The organism is Allobosea sp. 2KB_26 (assembly GCF_052115715.1).
Lineage (GTDB): Bacteria > Pseudomonadota > Alphaproteobacteria > Rhizobiales > Beijerinckiaceae > Allobosea.
This window is the reverse complement of record NZ_JBFRHE010000001.1, coordinates 1,352,845-1,371,939: the sequence shown is the minus strand read 5'-3', so window position 1 is coordinate 1,371,939 and position 19,095 is coordinate 1,352,845. Positions and strand designations below refer to the sequence as shown.

The window sequence follows — 19,095 nt, the reverse complement described above, 5'->3', positions numbered from 1 at the left end:
TGCGGGCACCGGAGATCAGGTGTCTCGACCAAGGGAAGCCGGCGAATTATAGGTCGCGCTAGCTGGCGGCCTGGTCCGCATTCGCACGGCTCGCCAGCATCCTGAAGATGGCGGATGACGCCGCGACCATCCGTTCGAAATGATCGATCTCGATGTTTTCGTTCGGCGCATGCAATTGCGCCCCGTGATGGGTGAGGCCGATCCCGAACACATCGGTGCCGAGATGGTCGATGAAGGGATGGGCGGTGCCGGACGCCGGGGAACTCGGCTGGACGATCGCCGGGCGGCCGAATTCAGCTTCGAGAATCTTCGCGCAGGCGGCGACGAACCAGTGACCGGCGTCGCTGCGCACCGGCCTGACGATGGCGTCGTGAACGATGACCTCGATATCTGCCATGCCGATCCGCGCGAGATGGCTTCGCACGAGCTCGACGACGCGCGTCGGGGTCTGATCGGGCACGAGGCGGAAATCGAGCTTGGCGAAGGCCTCGGCGGGGAGCACCGTCTTGGCTCCCTCGCCCTGATATCCGCCGCCGATGCCATTGACGTTGAGACAAGGTGCGAAATTCATCGCGGAGAAGAAAGTCTGGCCGTCGATGCCGCTCAGCGTACGTTCTCCGCCCGTTGCTGCACTGACGCTGGCAAGCGAGAAAGGCGGTGATAGTGCGGCGGCGCGCTCGGCAACGGATGGCGCCCGCACATCGTCATAGAAGCCATCGATCGTGATCCGCCCTGCGGCGTCGCGCATCGAACCGACGGCGGCGCAGATGCGCCAGAGCGCGTTGTCGTAGACCGCCCCGTAGCTCGAATGGAGGTCGCCTCTCGCAGTGCGGCAGCGCAGCTCGATCGCGGTGATGCCCTTGAAGCCGCACAGGATGACAGGGCGGCCAGAGGCATCGATCTCGCCGAACTCCCACCAGCACAGATCGGCACGTTCGCCGGCGAAGCGCTTGGCCAGGAAGCCATCGAGCGACGGGCTGCCGATCTCCTCCTCGCCATCAACGATCCAGATCAGCCGGAACGGAAGCGGGCCGTCCTGCTGTGCCCGGAAGCGGCGCCAGCCGGCGAGACGGCTGGCGAATTCGCCCTTGTCATCAGCCACGCCGCGGCCATAGAGGCGGCCGTCGCGCTCGGTCAGGGTGTAGGGCGGGCTCAGCCACAGCGACAGGTCACCCTCCGGCTGCACGTCTGAGTGATTGTAGATCACGACGGTCAGCGGTCCCTCGCCAGCTGTGCCGACGACGAAGGGACCGACCGAGCCGGGGTGGATCTCGGTGGCGAAACCAGCCTCGCCGAGAAGTTCCCGGATCAGCGTCGCTGCCTCGTTCAGGCAGCGCCCCTCGGCGCTGACCGAGGGAATGGCGACGAGACGGGTAAGATCGTCCCGTCCACGGCTGACCGCGTCATCCACTGCATTCACCCCGCGTGACGGTCCAGAAACCGATCGAGGCGCTTTAGCCCTTCGGCGAGCGTTTCGGTCGGCACGCCGATGCCGATCCGGATGTGCTGCTCGATCCCGAACCAGCTGCCGGCGACGACGAAGACGCTCTCCTCCTCGCGAAGCAGGCGGGAGAATTCCTCGGACGGCAGGTTGAGCGGATAGCGCAGGAAGGCCATGCCGCCCGCCTCGGGCCGCTTCCACGACCAGCCGGGATGACGCGACATCCAGTCTCCGACCAGATTGGCATTCGTCCGCAGCAGATCGCGCCCCCGCGACAGGAGCCGACCGCGCGTATCGGGCTTCATGACGGCTGCCGCCAGGATCTGGCTCAGGATGCCGCTGCCGATCGTGGTGTAGTCCTGACGTTCCGCGGCGCCGGCAACCACGTCGGCTGGCGCGACGATCCAGCCGAGGCGCAGGCCCGGGCAGGCAAAGGATTTCGAGAGGCTGCTGGTCACCACCAGGCGTGGATAGGAGCCCCAGAGCGTCTGGGTCTCGGGCCCGTCGATCTCGCCTCCGCGATAGATCTCGTCCACCAGCAACCAGGCGCCGCTCTGCCGCGCCGCAGCGATAAGCGCCTCGCGGCTCTGTTGCGTCAGAACGCTGCCGGTCGGGTTGGCCGGATTGGTGACGGCGATGACCTTGGCTCCCGCCGCAGCTGCGTCGAGGCTGGCGGGGTCGATCTGCCAGCCATTGTCGCCACTGAGTTCAAGGCGCCGGACGTCGAAGCCGAGTGCGCGGCCAAGACCATCCACCTGCATGAAATTGGGTACGGCAAAGACGATACGTTCGCCCGGCTCGACGAGCGTCATCAGCGCGATCATCGTCGCCTCGGAAGAGCCGTTGGTCACGAGAACATTGGACGGCCCGGCTCCAGGATACCAGGAGGCGATATTCGCCCGCAGATCAGGCCGCCCGTCGGTCCAGCCATAGCCCAGCGGCAGCTTGAGCAGGTCCTGCATCTCGCTTGGCGGGAGGATGTCCTCGATGGCCCAGGGATGAACGCCGCTCTCGGTGAGATTGATCTCCACGTCATTCTCGAAGAGCGTCTGGTTCCGCTCCATCTGGAAAATGTCGAATTTCAAGGATCGGTCCTTCCATTGAACGGGAAGGCTGCGGGCTCTCTTCGGAACGGCAGCGCTTCCCCTCGGTTTTGCTTGGATACCAGGCCTCAGAGCCAGCGCGCGGTTGCCCGCACGATCGCCTCGCGCACGACATCCGGCGAGGTTCCGCCATAGCTGCGGCGGCTGTTCACCGAATGCTCCGGCGCAAGCACAGAATAGACTTTCTCCGTGATGCGCGGATCGACATCCCGCATGCTCTCGATATCGAGCGCGCTCAAGGTGCAGCCCTTGGCCTCGGCTTTGGCAACGACCTTGGCGGTGATGTGATGGGCGTCGCGGAAGGGGATGCCGCCCTCGCGCACGAGCCAGTCGGCGAGGTCCGTTGCGGTCGGAAAGCCGCGTTCGAGGAAGCCGCGCATCTGGTCTGGGCGGACTGTCAGGTCGCGGACCATGCCGGTCGTCGCCTCGACGCAGAGCTGGACCGTCTCCAGTGCGTCGAACATCGGCTCCTTGTCCTCCTGCATGTCCTTCATGAATGTCATGGGCAGGCCCTTGACGGTCATGAGCACGGCATTCAGCGAGCCGACGACCCGTCCGGTCTTGCCGCGCACGAGTTCGGCCGCATCGGGATTGCGCTTCTGCGGCATGATCGAGGAGCCGGTCGTGAAGGCGTCGGACAGGGCGATGAAGCGGAAGCCGTCGCTGCACCACAAGGTGATCTCCTCGGCGATGCGCGAGAGATGCACGGCCAGCATCGAGCAGCAGAACAGCAGTTCGGCGATGTGATCGCGCGAGGCGACCGAATCCATCGAGTTCTCGGTCGGGGCGGAGAAGCCGAGCTGTTCGGCCGTGAAATGCCGGTCGATCGGGAAGGCGGTCCCGGCCAGGGCCGCGGCCCCGAGCGGGCAGATATTGGTGCGGTCGCGAGCTCCCGCGAGCCGCTGACGGTCACGGCCGAACATCTCGACATAGGCCATGAGATGGTGGCCGAAGGTGACGGGCTGCGCCACCTGCATATGGGTGAAGCCCGGCATCAATGTCTCGACATGCTCACCGGCACGTTCGACCAGGGCGCGCTGCAGTTCCTGCACGACGGCGTCGAGCCCGTCTATGGCATCGCGCATCCACAGGCGGACATCCGTGACGGCCTGGTCGTTACGGCTGCGGGCGGTGTGAAGCCGGCCGGCCGGTTCGCCCACGAGCTCCTTCAGCCGCGCCTCGACATTCATGTGAATGTCCTCGAGGTCGACGCTGAAGCTGAAGCGACCCTCCTCGATTTCCTGCAGGATCTGGTCGAGCCCCGCCTGAATTTTCGCGTTGTCCGCTTCGCCGATGATGCCCTGCCGCGCCAGCATCCGGGCATGGACCTTTGAGGCGGCGATGTCCTGTCGGTAGAGGCGGTAGTCGAAGCCGATCGACGGATTGATCTTCTTCATGATCTCCGCCGGCGCCGTTGTGAAGCGTCCGCCCCACATCTTGTTGGCGCCACTCTTCTGCTCCGACATCTCTTCAGCTTCCTGTTGTTCCGAACGTGGTGGGCTCGAGCCCTGCATGGACAGTGCAAGGCCCCGGCGGGGATAGGCGAAAGGGGCGGCATACGCCGCCCCTTTGCGTGTCACCTATTGGGTGTCACTTGGCGCTGTTGATCTTGATCTCGCTCATACCGTTCCGGGCGAGACCGTATTTGTCCAGGATCTTGGCATAGGTGCCGTTCTTCACCAGCCTGTCGAGCGCATCCTTGATGGCGTCGCGCAGGGCCGGTTTCGTCTTCAGCACCGGCAGTCCGGTGATCTCCTCGGTCAAGGGTTCGCCGAGCAGGACATAGGTGTTCGGCTCCATCGCCTGGAAATAGGGCAGGGTCTCGTTGCCCTGGACGGAGGCGTCGATGCGCTGGGTCTTGAGCTGATTGCGCGCGTCGACCGAGCCTTCGGTGCCGACCACGGTGATCGCGGGCGCGCCCTTGGATGCGCAATTCGCGGTGCTCCATTCGGCGATGCGCTGCGGATTGTTGGTGCTGCGGCTGGCGCCGACCTTTTTGCCGCAGAGATCGGCCGGGGTCTTGATCTTGGCCGCCTGCAAAGTGCCCGTGTAGAACTGGGTGCCGGAGCGCATGTAGTCGACGAAGTCGACAATCTCGCGCCTGGGAACGGTGTCGCTCATACCGGCGAGGGCGGTATCGACACGCTCGGTCTGGAGCGAGGGGAGCATCTGGGCGAAGGCGATTTCCTGCCACTCGGCCTTGACCCCGAGCTCCGCGGCAATGGCCTCGCCGAGATCGATGTCGAAGCCGGTCAACTTGCTCGTGGCAGGATCCTTGTAGGTGATCGGCGGATAGTTCGGCATTGTCGCGATAACGAGCTTGCCGGCCTGCTTGAGCTTCGTGAGCGAGTCGTCGGCGTGGGCGAACGAGCAGGCGAGCAGCGCTGCCAACCCGGCGCCAAGGGCAATCGATCTCTTCATGGTGCTTTCCTCCTGCTCGGTCACTTCAGGACCGCTTTGATAAAATTCTGCGTCCGGGGATGCTGCGGATCGACGAGGATGGCGCCGGGGGCGCCTCGTTCGACGATGGCGCCCTGATCCATGAAGACGACATGGTCGGCGACCTCGCGGGCAAAGGCGAGCTCATGCGTCACCACGATCATGGTCATTCCGGAGCGGGCCAGATCGCGCATGACGTTCAGGACTTCGCCCACCAGTTCGGGGTCGAGCGCCGATGTCGGCTCGTCGAAAAGCAGCAATTTCGGCTGGATCGCCAGCGCACGGGCGATCGCCACGCGCTGCTGCTGGCCGCCGGAGAGTTCGCTGGGATAGTTGAAGCGCTTGTCGGCGAGGCCGACTCGCTCGAGCAGAGTCACCGCTTCCTTCTCGACCTCGCGCCGCGGTCTGCCCTGGACCTTGATCGGCCCGAGCATCACGTTTTGCAGGGCCGTCAGATGCGCAAACAGGTTGAAGCGCTGGAAGACCATGCCGGTCATCAGCCGTTGCCGGGCAATCTCCTTGTCGGCGAGCTCCAGCAGGTGCTGCTGGGCGCGACGGTAGCCGATGAGCTCGCCGTCGATGACGATCGCACCGGAATCGGGGCGCTCAAGCTGGTTGATGCAGCGCAGGAACGTGCTCTTGCCCGAGCCCGAGGGGCCGATGATGCAGGTCACCTCGCCGCGCGAGACAGCAAGCGAGACGTCCTTCAGTGCTGCGAATGTTCCGAAGACCTTGTTGACGCCGGCGGCGCGGACCATCTCGTTCATGATGGCCACCTCACGCCGACGCGGCCGGAGCGGGCACGCCGTTGCGCCGGCTATAGCCCTTGGAGAAATAGCGCTCGATGAAGTGCTGGCCGATCTGGAGCACGGTCACGACCGCGAGATACCAGCATGCGGTGACGATCAGGAGCTCGATGACGCGGCCATTCGCGTAATAGACGTCCTGTGAGTTGCGCAGGACTTCGCTGTAGCCGATCACGCTGGCGATCGAGGTCAGCTTGACCATGCTGATGACCTCGTTGCCGACCGGCGGCACGATGACCCGCATCGCCTGCGGCAGCACAATGTGGAACAGCGTCGCCAGCGGCGTCATGCCGATGCTTTTGCTCGCCTCGACCTGGCCCGTATCGACCGAGAGAATGCCGCCGCGCACGACCTCCGCCGTATAGGCGCCCTGGTTCAGGCCGAGCCCCAGCAGTGTCGCGACGAAGGGTGTCATCACGTCGACCATGCGGGCTTCGAAGAGCCCGGGGATCGAGATGGTGGGGAAGACCAGAGCGAGGTTGAACCAGAGCAGAAGCTGGAGCAGCAGCGGCGTGCCGCGAAAGAACCAGATATAGGCGATTGCGCAGCGGCTGATCACCGGATTGGGTGACATGTACATGATCGCGAAGATCACGCCGAGCACGATGCCCAGCGTCATCGCGCATAAGGTCATCCAGATCGTGTTGAGAAGGCCGAAGAGGATGGCCGGGGCCGTGAAGAACTGGCCAACGACCTTCCATTCGATCTGGCCCTCGGAGAAGGCCTTGGCGATGAAAGCCAGGGCGACGACGATCAGGGCCACGCCGACGACGCGGCCGTAATGGCGTCTGCGGATCGTCGGAAGCGCTGAGATCTCCAGGATCTCGTCGCCGTAAATCGCGCCCTTCCTGCGATCAACCCTGTCGGCAGCCATTCATCCCCCCGATCTTCCCGATCGTTGCGGGAGCCATAACAGCCGGTAGATGGACTGTAAATTCCAAATCGAATATTTTTGTCTAACGTGAGGCGTGCCGGTCAGCCCGGCGCTGCGCCTTTGACGCGCAACGTTTCGAGGTTAGCGCTCAATGAGAGCGCGCTGCCGCATTCCCCCAGCGACCCGACTCCGGTGATCCCGCGTGCTTGTGGGTGCTCAAATGGGCAAGAGTGCCCGGCCGCTCGAGGCCACCTCCGGCAATCCAGGCGTCGGTGCTCTTCGCGGCCCGCTCGATCAGTTCACTGGTATGGGAGAAGTCATAGGGCGATCCGACGAGCGGGCAGAGCGGCGGCAGGACGAAGAAAGCGACGCTGTCGTCGAGCCCCTGCAGCTCGCTGAAAAGTTGCCGCACGATCAGCAGCGTCAAGGCATGCAGTGCGCTTGCGACTGCCCCGACCGGTGGCTTGTCGAGAGCACAGGCGTAACCGGTGGGCAGAACGATCAGGCGCTTGGCGCCGCATCCGATGGCGACCTTGACCGGCGTGTTGCTCGATATCGCACCATCGGCAAGATAGAGACCGTTGAACTGTACCGGAGCGAACGCTGCCGGTATCGCCACGCTCGCAATGATGGCTTGCGCAGCCGAACCTTCCGAAAGCGCGACGGTCTCGCCCGAGAGAATATCGGTCGTGACGATATGCACCGGGATCTTTGCGTCCTCCAGATTGGCGTAGGAGAGATTGTGCTCAACGAACTCGTGCAACGCATCCGAGGCGATGAGGAAGTCCCGCCGAGACAGGAAGCCGAGCATCGTGCGCCAACTCAAGGGGAATACGTCGCGTCGGCGCAGTCCGCGCCAGATCGCTTCCAGTCGTTGGACGCCCTCCAGCGCGGGGTTGCCCGCATAATAGGCCCCATTCAGCGCTCCGACGCTTGAACCAACGACCATATCCGCTGCAATGCCACGGCTCGCGAGCGATCGCAGCATGCCGACCTGGATGGCGCCGAAACTGCCACCTCCTGCAAGGACGAAGGCGGTTGTTGGTCGAGCGGCGTTGCTGGACATGGGCAGAGCCCCCTTGGGTCTCGCGGTCGTGGCGCCGGATGCCGTCACGACCGCAAAGTCAGGATATCGGCGGCTAGGGCGCCGACACCGTGATGCGGCCCTTCATGTTGGGGTGGAAGCGGCAGTAATACTCGACCGTTTCGACCTTCTGCAGGACCAGACTCGTCGATTTCTTCGGCTGGATCATCACATCCATTCCACCCCTCACGGTCGCGGTGTGGGCGAGAATGTCCTTGTTGAGCCATTCGACGCTATCCCCGACCTTCACGGTGATCTCCGCAGGCGAAAACACCAGCCGGTCGATCCCGACCTGAATGGTTTCCGCTTGTGCCGGAACAGCGCCCAGAGTCAGCGACAGTCCGGCAACGGCCCAGAGGCGCCGCTTCAACGACATGATCTTGCCCTCACCGGAGTTCGGTTGCGACATGTGCGGCGTGCTGCTCGTGGCCCTGGAAAATCTTCAGGCCGGTTTCGAGCAGGCCCTTCAGCTCGGTGTTGCTCGCCGACGGGATCAGCAGTGTCTGGAGCGCGCCGTTCACCTGCTTGTGGTAGGCCACTTCGTTATCGACATAGGCCTTGTCGAAGGCTGCGCCCTGGAGCTTCGAGAGCTTGCGCCGCTCCGCTGTCGCGGCCTGAGACAAGGCGCGGCTGGTGTCGTTGTCTTCAGGGCTGACCTTCAGCTTCTTGACCAGGTCGAGCGCCTGCTTGTTCACCGCCTCATGGTCGCGGACCATGTCATGAGCAAAGGCTATGACGGTCTTGTTCTTGGATTTCGCGATGGCCTGCTTTGCCGCCTCGACGTCGATCGTGCCGGCGGTATAGGCGATATGTGCGATCTGTGGGTCAGTCGGCGTGTCGGCGGCCTGCGCCAAGGATATCGTGCCGAGGAGAGAAAGTGCGGCCAATGCCGTGTTCTGTCGCGTGAACATGGAACCTCCTTTGCCTGATCGCTGAATTGCTTCAGGCTTTGTCTTTCAATTGACGATCATTGGATGCTGCGGGATCGAAAACGTTCCCGGATTGATCAGGGAAACCCGAGCCGTTTCATCACCGCGCCGGTCAGGCGCTCGCAGCGCCGGCCGGCAAATGGAAAGGCGTCGAGCAGGACGGGACCGATCTGTTCGTCCAGCTGCTTGCGCAGGAGGTGTCTGGCCCGGTACAGACGGGTCTTGACTGTTTCGGGCCGCAGACCGAGCAATTCCGCCGTTTCTACGACGCTCAGGCCTTCGATGACCCTGGCCATGAAGACCGAGCGATAGGTGTCGGGGAGATTGTCGGTTGCCCGCTCGACAAGGTGAAGGATCTGTCGTTGCGCCATGGCCCGCTCTGGATCGTCACAGCTGGTGTTGCGGGGAAACTGAATAATCTGCGCCGCCGCGCCCCGATCGCCCGATCTCGCGAGTTCCGTCTCTTGGCGGTTCCTGCGCAAACGCCCGAGCGCTTCGTTGATGACGATGCGGGACAGCCATGTGGCAAGCGTGGAATCACCGCGAAAGCGCTCGAGATGGGTGAAGGCTTGGACATAAGCCTCCTGCACGACATCTTCGGCTTCGCTATCATTGCGGACGATCCCCCGGGCGATACGGTAGAGCCGCTGATTATGCGTCCGCATGATGGAGCGGAATGCATCGCCGTCGCGTCCGACCGCCCGGCGTGCCAGATCGAGGTCATTGAGAATTGAGACTGGGTCGAGTGCGTCTCTTCGAATCTGGGACATGGTCTCCTCCCTCTGCATGAGATGGAAAGCGACGAAAAAGGTTCCCGGAAGAATACGGAGACATGCAAGCGGAGGCCCGTGCTGGGAGGGCGTGCTTCCCGAACAGGGCTCTGCCCAGCATAGGCCTGATGAGCATGCCAGGGACACCTGTGCGCGGCTGCACGCAGGGCTTGCATCCAGAGCGGGAGCAGGGCTGAGACTGACCGGATAATCCAACGACATCGCCGTTCGGGGCGCTGGCCCGATCGGCGTTCATAACCCCAGAAAATCAGCTACCCACTCTCTTCGCATTCCAATAGGTTCAGCCTCAATCGGGACCAACTTCCGGTCGGACCGACGACCCTGTCGCAGGCAGGGCGGGTTCAGCGGAACTGGGCGCGGACCAAACCGGCCCGAGGGTCATTAAGTGGGAGAGCTGACCATGAAAAAAATCCTGTTCGCCACGCTGTCGGCGGCCGCCCTGATGGCGGCGGCGCCGCTGTCAGCCAAGACGCTGGTCTATTGTTCGGAGGGCAGTCCCGAGAACTTCGCGCCGAGCATCAACACGACGGGTACGTCGTTCGACGCCAATACCCAGATCTATGACACGATCGTGCAGTTCGAGCGCGGCGGCACCAAGGTCCTGCCCGGTCTGGCCGAGAAATGGACGGTTTCGGACGACGGGCTGGTCTACACGTTCAACCTGCGCAAGGGCGTGAAGTGGCACAATACCCGCGCCTTCAAGCCGACCCGTGACTTCAATGCCGACGATTTCATCTTCATGATCGACCGGCAGTGGAAGGAAGACAATCCCTATTACAAGGTCACCAGCTCGAACCATTCCTATTTCAACGACATGGGCATGCCCAAGTTGCTGAAATCGGTCGAGAAGGTCGACGATTACACTGTCAAGATCACGCTGAACAACCCTGAGGCGCCGTTCCTGTCAGACCTTGCGATGCAATATGCCAGCATCCAGTCGAAGGAATATGCCGATGCGATGCTGAAGGCCGGCACGCCTGAGAAGATCGATCAGGACCCGATCGGAACCGGGCCGTTCTCGCTGGTGCAGTATCAGAAGGACGCGATCATCCGGTACAAGGCCTTCCCGGAATACTGGGCGGGCAAGGCCAAGATCGACGACCTGATCTTCGCCATCACGCCGGACGCCTCGGTTCGCTGGGCCAAGCTTCAGAAGGGCGAATGCCATGTCATGCCCTATCCGAACCCGGCCGATCTCGATGCGATGAAGAAGGACGCCAATGTCCAGGTCTTGGAGCAGCCGGGCCTGAACATCGGCTATCTCGCCTATAACACCACCAAGAAGCCGTTCGACGACGTCAAAGTGCGCCATGCCGTCAACATGGCGATCAACAAGAAGGCGATCATCGATGCCGTCTATCTGAGCAGCGGCATCGCGGCGATCAATCCGATTCCGCCGTCGATGTGGTCTTACAACGAGACCGTCAAGGACGATCCCTTCGATCCCGAGGCGGCCAAGAAAGCGCTTGCGGAGGCGGGCTATCCGAACGGCTTCGAGATGGATCTCTGGGCCATGCCGGTACAGCGGCCCTACAACCCCAACGCCAAGCGCATCGCGGAGCTGATGCAGGCGGATCTCGCAAAGGTCGGCATCAAGGCCGAGATCAAGACCTTCGAATGGGGTGAATACCGCAAGCGCCTGCAGGCGGGCGAGCATCAGGCTGGCATGTTCGGCTGGACCGGCGACAATGGCGATCCGGACAACTTCCTGCACACGCTGCTGGGTTGCGATGCTTCGAAGAACAATGGCGGCAACGTCGCGAAGTTCTGCTACCAGCCCTTCGAGGACCTCGTGCAGAAGGCCAAGAAGATCACGGATACGGAGCAGCGCGCCGAGCTCTATCGCCAGGCCCAGGTGATCTTCAAGGAGCAGGCGCCCTGGTTCACGATTGCGCATGCGGTGCAGCTGAAGCCGGTCCGCAAGGAAGTGAAGGACTTCAAGCTGTCCCCGTTCAGCCGGCATACCTTCTATGGCGTTGACATCAATTGAGGCTCCGGCCCGACTGATGCATTGATTAGGGGCGCGGCCGAGAGGCTGCGCCCTTTTTTACATCGGGAGAGCGTGATGAAGATTCGACATTTCGCAGCGGCTGCTGCCGTTGCCCTGGCTTTGCAGGCTGGAGCGGTCGCGGCTCAAACGCTCGTCGTCTGCTCCGAGGCGAGTCCCGACTTCCTCAATCCGCAGTTCTCCTCGCAGAACACGGCCTATGACGTCGCGGCCCAGATCTATGATCGCCTGGTCGCCACCGAACGCGGCGGCTCCCAGATCATTCCGAGCCTCGCCGAATCCTGGACCATTTCCGAGGATGGGCTGACCTATACGTTCAAGCTGCGCAGTGGCGTGAAATGGCACGCGAACAAGGCGTTCACGCCGACACGTGGCTTGACCGCCGACGACGTGGTGTTTTCGTTCCAGCGCATGTTCGACGAGAACCACCCCTACCATAAGGTCGGCAGCACGAATTATCAGTTCTTCAACGAGATCGTCCGGCCCAGCCTGAAGGCGGTCGAGAAGGTCGACGACCAGACCGTCAGGCTCATCCTGTCACGGCCCTACGCACCCTTGCTCAGCGCGCTTTCGGTCGAGCCCATGTCGATCCTGTCGGCGGAATATGGCAATGCGATGCTGAAGGCGAACACGCCCGAGCAGGTCAACCAGGCGCCGATCGGCACCGGCCCCTTCTCGTTGCTGGCCTACCAGAAGGACGCCACGATCCGTTTCCGCGCGGTGCCCGACCACTGGACCAAGGCAGCCGGAAACCCGGACCGCATGGCGCTGGTCAACGACCTTATCTTCGTGATTACGCCGGATGCCTCGGTTCGGTTCGCCAAGGTGAAATCGGGCGAATGCCAGATCGCGCGCTATCCGAATCCCGGCGACCTGCCGGCGATGCGGGCGGATCCGAATCTGACGATGCTCTCCGGCAGCATCGCCGATCAGAGCTTCCTCGCCTTCAACCAGCAGAAAAAGCCCTTTGACGATAAGCGGGTGCGCGAGGCGCTGGTCTACGCGACCAATATCCCTGCAATCATCGATGCAGTCTATCAGGGCACCGGCAAGCAGACGGCCGCGATCGTCCCGCCATCGCTCTGGTCGCACCACGAAGGCCTGAAGCCGCGCCCCTATGATCCGGAGAAGGCCAAGGCCCTGCTCGCGGAGGCGGGCTTGCCGAACGGCTTCAAGACCACGCTCTGGGCCATTCCCGTCGTCCGCGCCTATATGCCGAATGGACGCCGTGCGGCCGAGCTGATTCAGGCGGACTGGGCGAAGATCGGCGTCCAGGCGGAGATCCAGAGTTTCGAATGGGGCGAGTATCTCAAGCGCGGCCGCGCCGGCGACCATGAGGTCGGCATGTTCGGCTACACCTGGGACTATCCGGACCCGAGCCAGATCCTGCTGTCGGGCTGGCATTGCGATGGCGTGAAAACCGGTGCCAACCGGGCACGCTGGTGCAACAAGGAATTCTCCGACCTCCTGACCAAGGCCAACACGATTACGGATCAGGGCGAGCGCACCAAGATGTTCCTGCGCATGCAGGAGATTTTCCAGGAAGATGTCGGGGGTCTGCTCTTTGCAAACGCACAGGCCTTCACGCCGGTGCGCAAGGATGTGAAAGACTACAAGATCCATTTCTTCGGCGGTCAGCCCTTTACCGGTGTATCGCTGGCGAAATGACGTTGACATTCGGGCGCGGAGAGGCGAACCGCGCCCGAATACGAATGGTGACGGGGGCGCAGTGTCATGCGGATCTATATTTCGGCGGATATCGAGGGTATCGCCGGTGTCGTGACGCGCGAGCACACGCGCCCCGAAGGGTTTGAGTATCAGTCGGCCCGGATCTGGATGACCGACAGCGTCGCGGCGGCCGCCAACGCCGCCTTCGCCGCCGGAGCGAGCGAGGTTGTCATCAGCGACAGCCATGGCAACGCGCAGAACCTGCTGCTGGATCGCCTGCCCAGAGCGGTCCAGGTCGTCCGTTCGTGGCCGCGCCCGCTCTCGATGATGCAGGGCATGGAGTCCGGCGAATATGCCGGTGCGCTCTTCATCGGCTACCATGCCGGAGCCACCAATCCGGACGGTATCCTGGCGCACACTTTTCGCAGCGCCTCGCTGCGCGAGGTTCGCGTCAATGGCGTCTCGGCGCCGGAATCAATGATCAACGCAGCGATTGCCGGACATTTCGGCACGCCGGTGCTGCTGGTCAGCGGCGATGATATCTGCATCGAGGAGACCCGGGCGCTCCTGCCCGATATCGAGGCCGTCACGGTCAAATGGGCGCATAGCCGCCTCTCGGCGCGCACGCTGATGCCGGAGGCCTCTTACGAGCTGATTGCCGAGGGCGTGCAGCGCGCGATCGCACGCCGGGCGGGGATCGTGCCCTATCGGTTGCCGGGCCCGATCACGCTGGAACTCAGCTTCCTCTATCGGCAGCCGGTCGAGTTCCTCATGATGCTCAAGGGCATCGAGCGCATCGACGCGTTCACGGTGCGCTACATCGCCGACGACATCCTCGATTTGCAGCGTTTCCTGGTCTTCGCATTAGGATATAGTTCTAATTTGCAATAGCAGGACGAAACATCCCGTTCGCGGTCCATGCTTCAGGCCGCCGGTACCCTGACAAGACTGGCTCACCCATGCTGCGTTTCATCCTGACCCGTGTCAGCCTGGTGATTCCGACCTTCATCGGCATCACGCTGCTCGCCTTTTTCCTGATCCGGCTGGTCCCGGGCGATCCGATCGAGACCATGGCCGGCGAGCGTGGCATCGATCCGGCCCGCCACGAGCTTCTGCGCAAGGAGTTCGGCTTCGACAAGCCGGTTCTGACGCAATACGGCATCTATATCAGCCGCGTCCTGCAGGGTGATCTCGGTAAGTCGATCGTGACCCGCGAAAGCGTCATCTCGGAATTCTCCGCGCTGTTCCCGGCGACGATCGAGCTTGCGTTATGTGCCATCTTCCTGGCGCTGGCGATCGGCCTGCCGGCCGGCATCCTGGCTGCGGTCAAACGCAACTCGATCTTTGATCACGGTGTCATGGGGCTGTCCCTGACCGGCTATTCCATGCCGATCTTCTGGTGGGGCCTGCTGTTGATCCTGCTGTTCTCCGTGCAGCTCGGCATCACGCCGGTCTCCGGCCGCATTGCGGTGCAATACTATATCGAGCCGGTAACCGGCTTCCTGACGATCGACAGCCTGCTGGCGGGCGATTTCGGCGCCTTCAAGTCGGCGCTGTCGCATCTCGTGCTGCCGGCGATTGTCCTGGGTACGGTCCCGCTTGCGGTTATCGCCCGGATGACGCGCTCCGCGATGCTGGAAGTGCTCGGCGAGGACTATATCCGGACGGCACGCGCCAAGGGCATGGCGCCTCTCAGGGTCATTGCGCTGCACGCGCTGCGCAATGCGCTCATTCCGGTGGTGACGGTTATCGGTCTGCAGGTCGGCGTGCTGTTTACCGGCGCGATCCTGACCGAGACGATCTTCTCCTGGCCGGGGGTCGGCAAATGGCTGATCGAGGCGATCAGTCGGCGCGACTATCCGGTCCTGCAGGGCGGCACCCTGTTGATCGGCGTCGTCGTCATGAGCGTCAACCTGCTGGTCGATCTGCTCTACGGCCTGATCAATCCACGCATCAGACATGCGCGCTGAAGGACCTGTGATCGTGACATGGCTGATTTCTTCGCGGGACGCTGACAAATGACCGCCGAAACCCTTGAAGCACCCTCCGCTGCCGTGCCGGCCGGCACGCCGCCTCATCCGCTGCGCGAATTCTGGAGCTATTTCAGCGCCAATCGCGGTGCGGTTGCCGGGCTCGTCGTCATCGTCGCGGTGTTGCTGATGGCGGTGTTCGCCGACGTCCTCTCGCCGCACTCGCCCTATCTCACCAACAATGCCGTCTTCCTCAAGCCGCCCTTCTGGCAGGAGGGCGGATCGCTGGCCTATCCGCTCGGCACCGACGCGATCGGCCGCGATATCCTGTCCCGACTGCTCCACGGCGCCCGTCTCTCGCTGGTGATCGGCATCGTGGTCGTTGCCATCGCCATGGCGGCAGGCATTGTGCTCGGCCTCGTCGCCGGCTTCTTCAAGGGCATCGCCGAGATCGTCATCATGCGGCTGATGGACATCGTCCTGACGATGCCGAGCCTGCTGCTGGCCATCGTCATCGTCGCAATCCTCGGGCCGGGCCTGATGAACGCGATGCTGGCGGTCGCCATCGTGGTGCTGCCGCATTATGTCCGCATCACGCGTGCGGCGGTGATCGGCGAAACCTCCAAGGACTATGTCATCGCAGCCCGCGTCAGCGGTGCTGGCACGCTACGCCTGATGTTCAAGGAAGTGCTGCCGAATTGCGCCGCCCCTCTGATCGTCCAGGCGACGCTCGGCGTCTCCACCGCGATCCTCGACGCGGCGGCGCTCGGCTTCCTCGGCCTTGGCGCCCAGCCGCCGACGCCCGAATGGGGCACGATGCTGGCCGATGCGCGTGAATTCGTGCTGCGCGCCTGGTGGGTCGTCACCCTGCCGGGCCTGATGATCCTGATCACCGTGCTGGCGTTCAACCTGCTCGGTGATGGCCTCCGCGATGCCCTCGATCCCAAACTGAAGCGCTGACCATGCCGCTGCTCGAAGTTGAGAATCTGAGTGTCGAATTCCCGACCTCTACGGGGGTGATGCGGGCGGTCGACGGTGTCAGCCTGTCGCTCGAGGAAGGAGAGATCCTCGGGGTCGTCGGCGAATCCGGTTCAGGCAAGAGCGTCACCATGCTCGCGCTGATGGGACTTGTCGCATATCCCGGCCGGATCAAGGCCGACCGCCTCGCCTTTGCCGGGCGCGACCTGCTCAAGATCTCCGATCGGGAGCGCCGGAAGCTCACCGGCAAGGACGTCGCGATGATCTTCCAGGAGCCGAGCACCAGCCTCAATCCCTGCTTCACCATCGGCTTCCAGCTGGCCGAGACGCTGAAGGCGCATGAGGGGATGGACAGCAAGGCGGCGCGCAGGCGCAGCATCGAGCTACTCGAACAGGTTGGAATCCCGGCGCCGGAAAGTCGCCTCAAGGCCTTCCCGCATCAATTGTCCGGCGGCATGAACCAGCGCGTCATGATTGCCATGGCGATCGCGTGCAATCCCCGGCTGCTGATCGCCGACGAGCCGACGACGGCGCTCGACGTCACCATCCAGGCGCAGATCCTCGATCTCCTCATGTCACTGCAGAAGGAGCGCGGCATGGCGCTCGTCCTGATCACCCATAATATGGGTGTGGTGGCCGAGACTGCGCAGCGCATCATGGTGATGTATGCCGGGCAGGTGATGGAGGAGCGCAATGTGGCGTCCCTCTTCGCTGCCCCCCAGCATCCCTATTCCGCAGCACTTCTTGCCGCCCTGCCGGAGCGCAGCGAAGGCGAGCACCGGCTCGCGACGATTCCCGGCATGGTTCCCGGCCCGCACGACCGCCCGCAGGGGTGCCTGTTCAGCCCGCGCTGCGCCTATGCCACCGATCATTCGCGCCTTGTGCGCCCCGATCTCCGACCCTGGCAGGGAGGGCAGATCCGCTGCCACTACCCGCTCGGCGATCCGGAGAGGGAGAAGGCCAGAGCGGCGGGCGGCGTTCACCCCGTGACGGTGGAGAGCACATCGTGAGCACTCCCATCGTTACAGCGCGCGAGCTGACACAGGTCTATTCGGTCAATCGCGGCTTCCTCCGCGCGCCGGCCCAGCTGCAGGCGGTCACCGGCGTGTCCTTCTCCGTGGAAGCCGGCAAGACGCTCGCCGTCGTCGGCGAGTCCGGTTGCGGGAAGTCGACGCTCGCCCGCATGGCGACGCTGATCGAGAAGCCGACTTCTGGCGCACTGATGCTCGACGGCCTTGACGCCGTCACGCCTCCTCCGGGCGAAGCCAAGCGCCTGCGGCGAACCGTGCAACTCGTCTTTCAGAACCCCTATGGCTCGTTGAACCCGCGCAAGAAGATCGGCGCGATCCTGGAAGAACCACTTCTCATCAATACTTCGCTGACGAAGGCGGAGCGGACAGAGCGGGCGCGCGCGATGATGGCCAAGGTCGGCCTGCGTCCGGAGCACTACAACCGTTATCCGCACCAGTTTTCGGGGGGGCAGCGCCAGCGCATCGCGATCGCGCGCGCGCTCATCCTCTCGCCAAAGCTGCTGGTGGCCGACGAGCCGGTCTCGGCGCTCGACGTCTCGATCCAGGCACAGGTGCTCAATCTGCTGGCCGACCTTCAGGACGAGCTGAAGCTCGCCTATCTCTTCATTTCGCATGATCTCGGCGTCGTGCGTCACATCGCACATGACGTGATGGTCATGTATCTCGGCCACGCCATCGAGCATGGCCCGAAACACGCGATCTTCGCTCGGCCCTTGCATCCCTATACACAGGCGCTGCTCGCCTCGACGCCAAGCGTGGCGGCAGGAAAGCGCGAACGCATCGTGCTGCGCGGCGAGCTGCCGTCACCGCTCGATCCGCCGAAGGGCTGCGTGTTCTCGACACGCTGTCCCTATGTGACCGATCTCTGCCGTGCCGAGCGCCCGGTGGCGCGCCGGCTGGATGAGCGGCTTGTCGCTTGCCATTACGCGGAGCGCTTTCTGGCCGAGGTATCAGCCTGAGCCGCAAGCGCGAGCTGTCGCGGTCGACTTCGATAGACCGCGACAGTGTTGGGACGTGGTGGTTGTTGAAGATCGGGGGCCGGCCGCGTCAGGGCTGATTGCCTGCATTCGCCGCGGTGGCCCGCCTCATGCCACCATTGATCTGGTCCAGTGGCCGGTCGCGAATGTCCTTCGCCCAGCCGTTCCGTGTTAATATCGGCCTGTGCGACAAGGTCGTTGCGACAGGAGGCGTGTGATGATTCTCCAGCTCGGCAGTACAGCACCTGATTTCGAGGCCGAAACGACGGAAGGGCGAATGCGCTTCCACGACTGGATCGGCGATTCCTGGTGTGTGCTCTTCTCCCACCCCAAGGATTTCACGCCGGTCTGCACGACCGAGCTCGGCTACATGGCCAAGATCAAGCCCGAGTTCGATCGGCGCAACGTCAAGATCATCAGCTTCAGCGTCGACCCGGTCGGGAACCATGCACGCTGGGCGGAGGACATCGGGGAAACGCAAGGCCACAAGCCGAACTACCCGATGATCGGCGATCCCGAACTGGAGATCTCCAAGCTCTACGGCATGCTGCCGGCCAGCACATCCGGCACCTCGGATGGCAGGACGCCGGCCGACAACCAGACCGTGCGCAATGTCTTCGTCATCGGGCCCGACAAGAAGATCAAACTGATCCTGGTCTATCCGATGACGACAGGGAGGAATTTCGACGAGGTTCTGCGTGTCATCGATTCACTCCAGCTGACGGCGAAGCATCGGGTCGCGACCCCCGCCAACTGGAAGCAGGGTGAAGACGTGATCATCGCCGGCTCGGTGTCGAACGATGAAGCGAAGCAGCTCTATCCGGATGGCTGGAGGGAACCCAAGCCCTATATCCGCATCGTGGCGCAGCCTGGAGGCTGAGAGCGGTCTTGCCTCAGCCGCTGCGCATTGGAAGCGCGATATGAGGGTAAGCCGGGCAAGCAGAATGGCGCGCGCGGCCGGCACTGCGCTGGAGGGACGAGTTCGTCGCATCACCG

Annotated in this window: 18 protein-coding genes; 8 read left to right on the top strand and 10 right to left on the bottom strand. The window is 63.2% G+C overall.

Annotation, left to right across the window (positions count from 1 at the left end; genetic code table 11):
• Positions 1 to 58 precede the first annotated feature (58 nt).
• The 10 genes from AB4099_RS06645 to AB4099_RS06600 all read right to left on the bottom strand — a co-directional run bounded on the left by AB4099_RS06645 (position 59) and on the right by AB4099_RS06600 (position 9,446).
• Positions 59 to 1,411, bottom strand: coding sequence for a M20/M25/M40 family metallo-hydrolase (locus AB4099_RS06645; RefSeq protein ID WP_441477453.1), 1,353 nt, complete (start codon positions 1,409 to 1,411; stop codon positions 59 to 61).
• Between the two features lie 5 nt (positions 1,412 to 1,416).
• Positions 1,417 to 2,526 (bottom strand): aminotransferase class I/II-fold pyridoxal phosphate-dependent enzyme, encoded by a 1,110-nt coding sequence (locus tag AB4099_RS06640; RefSeq protein ID WP_441477452.1) that lies wholly within the window; start codon positions 2,524 to 2,526, stop codon positions 1,417 to 1,419.
• An 86-nt stretch (positions 2,527 to 2,612) separates the two neighbouring features.
• The gene (argH, locus tag AB4099_RS06635) at positions 2,613 to 4,010 is read right to left on the bottom strand and encodes an argininosuccinate lyase (protein WP_441477451.1); all 1,398 of its coding nucleotides are present in this window, start codon (positions 4,008 to 4,010) and stop codon (positions 2,613 to 2,615) included.
• A 124-nt stretch (positions 4,011 to 4,134) separates the two neighbouring features.
• Positions 4,135 to 4,965 (bottom strand): ABC transporter substrate-binding protein, encoded by an 831-nt coding sequence (locus tag AB4099_RS06630; protein WP_441477450.1) that lies wholly within the window; start codon positions 4,963 to 4,965, stop codon positions 4,135 to 4,137.
• Between the two features lie 20 nt (positions 4,966 to 4,985).
• Entirely contained in the window at positions 4,986 to 5,750 is a 765-nt protein-coding gene (locus tag AB4099_RS06625) for an amino acid ABC transporter ATP-binding protein (protein ID WP_441477449.1), read from the bottom strand.
• Positions 5,751 to 5,760: 10 nt separating this feature from the next.
• The gene (locus AB4099_RS06620; RefSeq protein WP_441477448.1) at positions 5,761 to 6,663 is read right to left on the bottom strand and encodes an amino acid ABC transporter permease; all 903 of its coding nucleotides are present in this window, start codon (positions 6,661 to 6,663) and stop codon (positions 5,761 to 5,763) included.
• 148 nt (positions 6,664 to 6,811) lie between these two features.
• Complete coding sequence (locus AB4099_RS06615) at positions 6,812 to 7,729, bottom strand: patatin-like phospholipase family protein (RefSeq protein ID WP_441477447.1); 918 nt, start codon at positions 7,727 to 7,729, stop codon at positions 6,812 to 6,814.
• A gap of 73 nt (positions 7,730 to 7,802) precedes the next feature.
• The gene (locus AB4099_RS06610; protein WP_441477446.1) at positions 7,803 to 8,156 is read right to left on the bottom strand and encodes a cupredoxin domain-containing protein; all 354 of its coding nucleotides are present in this window, start codon (positions 8,154 to 8,156) and stop codon (positions 7,803 to 7,805) included.
• Entirely contained in the window at positions 8,134 to 8,658 is a 525-nt protein-coding gene (locus AB4099_RS06605; protein WP_441477445.1) for a DUF4142 domain-containing protein, read from the bottom strand. The genes AB4099_RS06610 and AB4099_RS06605 overlap by 23 nt, the downstream gene beginning before the upstream one ends.
• Positions 8,659 to 8,753: 95 nt before the next feature.
• Positions 8,754 to 9,446 carry an RNA polymerase sigma factor gene (locus AB4099_RS06600; RefSeq protein WP_441477683.1) on the bottom strand — a complete coding sequence of 231 codons (693 nt, stop codon included), beginning with the start codon at positions 9,444 to 9,446 and terminating at the stop codon, positions 8,754 to 8,756.
• A 421-nt stretch (positions 9,447 to 9,867) separates the two neighbouring features.
• Between AB4099_RS06600 and AB4099_RS06595 the strand changes: the two genes are divergently transcribed.
• From AB4099_RS06595 to AB4099_RS06560, 8 genes are all read left to right on the top strand, one after another.
• Positions 9,868 to 11,457: an ABC transporter substrate-binding protein gene (locus AB4099_RS06595; RefSeq protein WP_441477444.1), complete on the top strand. Its 1,590-nt coding sequence runs from the start codon at positions 9,868 to 9,870 to the stop codon at positions 11,455 to 11,457.
• Between the two features lie 75 nt (positions 11,458 to 11,532).
• Positions 11,533 to 13,143, top strand: a complete 1,611-nt coding sequence (locus AB4099_RS06590) for an ABC transporter substrate-binding protein (RefSeq protein ID WP_113516205.1) — start codon at positions 11,533 to 11,535, stop codon at positions 13,141 to 13,143.
• Between the two features lie 66 nt (positions 13,144 to 13,209).
• Positions 13,210 to 14,034 (top strand): M55 family metallopeptidase, encoded by an 825-nt coding sequence (locus AB4099_RS06585; RefSeq protein WP_113516206.1) that lies wholly within the window; start codon positions 13,210 to 13,212, stop codon positions 14,032 to 14,034.
• A gap of 68 nt (positions 14,035 to 14,102) precedes the next feature.
• Positions 14,103 to 15,113: an ABC transporter permease subunit gene (locus AB4099_RS06580; RefSeq protein ID WP_069879020.1), complete on the top strand. Its 1,011-nt coding sequence runs from the start codon at positions 14,103 to 14,105 to the stop codon at positions 15,111 to 15,113.
• 48 nt (positions 15,114 to 15,161) lie between these two features.
• Entirely contained in the window at positions 15,162 to 16,073 is a 912-nt protein-coding gene (locus AB4099_RS06575; RefSeq protein WP_441477443.1) for an ABC transporter permease subunit, read from the top strand.
• 2 nt (positions 16,074 to 16,075) lie between these two features.
• On the top strand, positions 16,076 to 17,101 hold the full coding sequence (locus tag AB4099_RS06570; RefSeq protein WP_069879022.1) for an ABC transporter ATP-binding protein: 1,026 nt from the start codon (positions 16,076 to 16,078) through the stop codon (positions 17,099 to 17,101).
• Positions 17,098 to 18,081 (top strand): peptide ABC transporter ATP-binding protein, encoded by a 984-nt coding sequence (locus AB4099_RS06565; protein ID WP_441477442.1) that lies wholly within the window; start codon positions 17,098 to 17,100, stop codon positions 18,079 to 18,081. The genes AB4099_RS06570 and AB4099_RS06565 overlap by 4 nt, the downstream gene beginning before the upstream one ends.
• Positions 18,082 to 18,316: 235 nt before the next feature.
• Positions 18,317 to 18,979, top strand: a complete 663-nt coding sequence (locus AB4099_RS06560; protein ID WP_113516209.1) for a peroxiredoxin — start codon at positions 18,317 to 18,319, stop codon at positions 18,977 to 18,979.
• Positions 18,980 to 19,095: the final 116 nt, after the last annotated feature.

Bases quoted from the DNA above. Each gene is read 5' to 3' on its own strand.
- AB4099_RS06595 (WP_441477444.1), top strand. From the start codon at position 9,868: ATGAAAAAAATCCTGTTCGCCACGCTGTCGGCGGCCGCCCTGATGGCG.
- AB4099_RS06605 (WP_441477445.1), bottom strand. From the start codon at position 8,658: ATGTTCACGCGACAGAACACGGCATTGGCCGCACTTTCTCTCCTCGGC.
- AB4099_RS06590 (WP_113516205.1), top strand. From the start codon at position 11,533: ATGAAGATTCGACATTTCGCAGCGGCTGCTGCCGTTGCCCTGGCTTTG.
- AB4099_RS06625 (WP_441477449.1), bottom strand. From the start codon at position 5,750: ATGAACGAGATGGTCCGCGCCGCCGGCGTCAACAAGGTCTTCGGAACA.
- AB4099_RS06575 (WP_441477443.1), top strand. From the start codon at position 15,162: ATGACCGCCGAAACCCTTGAAGCACCCTCCGCTGCCGTGCCGGCCGGC.
- AB4099_RS06620 (WP_441477448.1), bottom strand. From the start codon at position 6,663: ATGGCTGCCGACAGGGTTGATCGCAGGAAGGGCGCGATTTACGGCGAC.
- AB4099_RS06630 (WP_441477450.1), bottom strand. From the start codon at position 4,965: ATGAAGAGATCGATTGCCCTTGGCGCCGGGTTGGCAGCGCTGCTCGCC.
- AB4099_RS06560 (WP_113516209.1), top strand. From the start codon at position 18,317: ATGATTCTCCAGCTCGGCAGTACAGCACCTGATTTCGAGGCCGAAACG.
- AB4099_RS06570 (WP_069879022.1), top strand. From the start codon at position 16,076: ATGCCGCTGCTCGAAGTTGAGAATCTGAGTGTCGAATTCCCGACCTCT.
- AB4099_RS06610 (WP_441477446.1), bottom strand. From the start codon at position 8,156: ATGTCGCAACCGAACTCCGGTGAGGGCAAGATCATGTCGTTGAAGCGG.
- AB4099_RS06585 (WP_113516206.1), top strand. From the start codon at position 13,210: ATGCGGATCTATATTTCGGCGGATATCGAGGGTATCGCCGGTGTCGTG.
- AB4099_RS06580 (WP_069879020.1), top strand. From the start codon at position 14,103: ATGCTGCGTTTCATCCTGACCCGTGTCAGCCTGGTGATTCCGACCTTC.
- AB4099_RS06600 (WP_441477683.1), bottom strand. From the start codon at position 9,446: ATGTCCCAGATTCGAAGAGACGCACTCGACCCAGTCTCAATTCTCAAT.
- AB4099_RS06615 (WP_441477447.1), bottom strand. From the start codon at position 7,729: ATGTCCAGCAACGCCGCTCGACCAACAACCGCCTTCGTCCTTGCAGGA.
- argH (WP_441477451.1), bottom strand. From the start codon at position 4,010: ATGTCGGAGCAGAAGAGTGGCGCCAACAAGATGTGGGGCGGACGCTTC.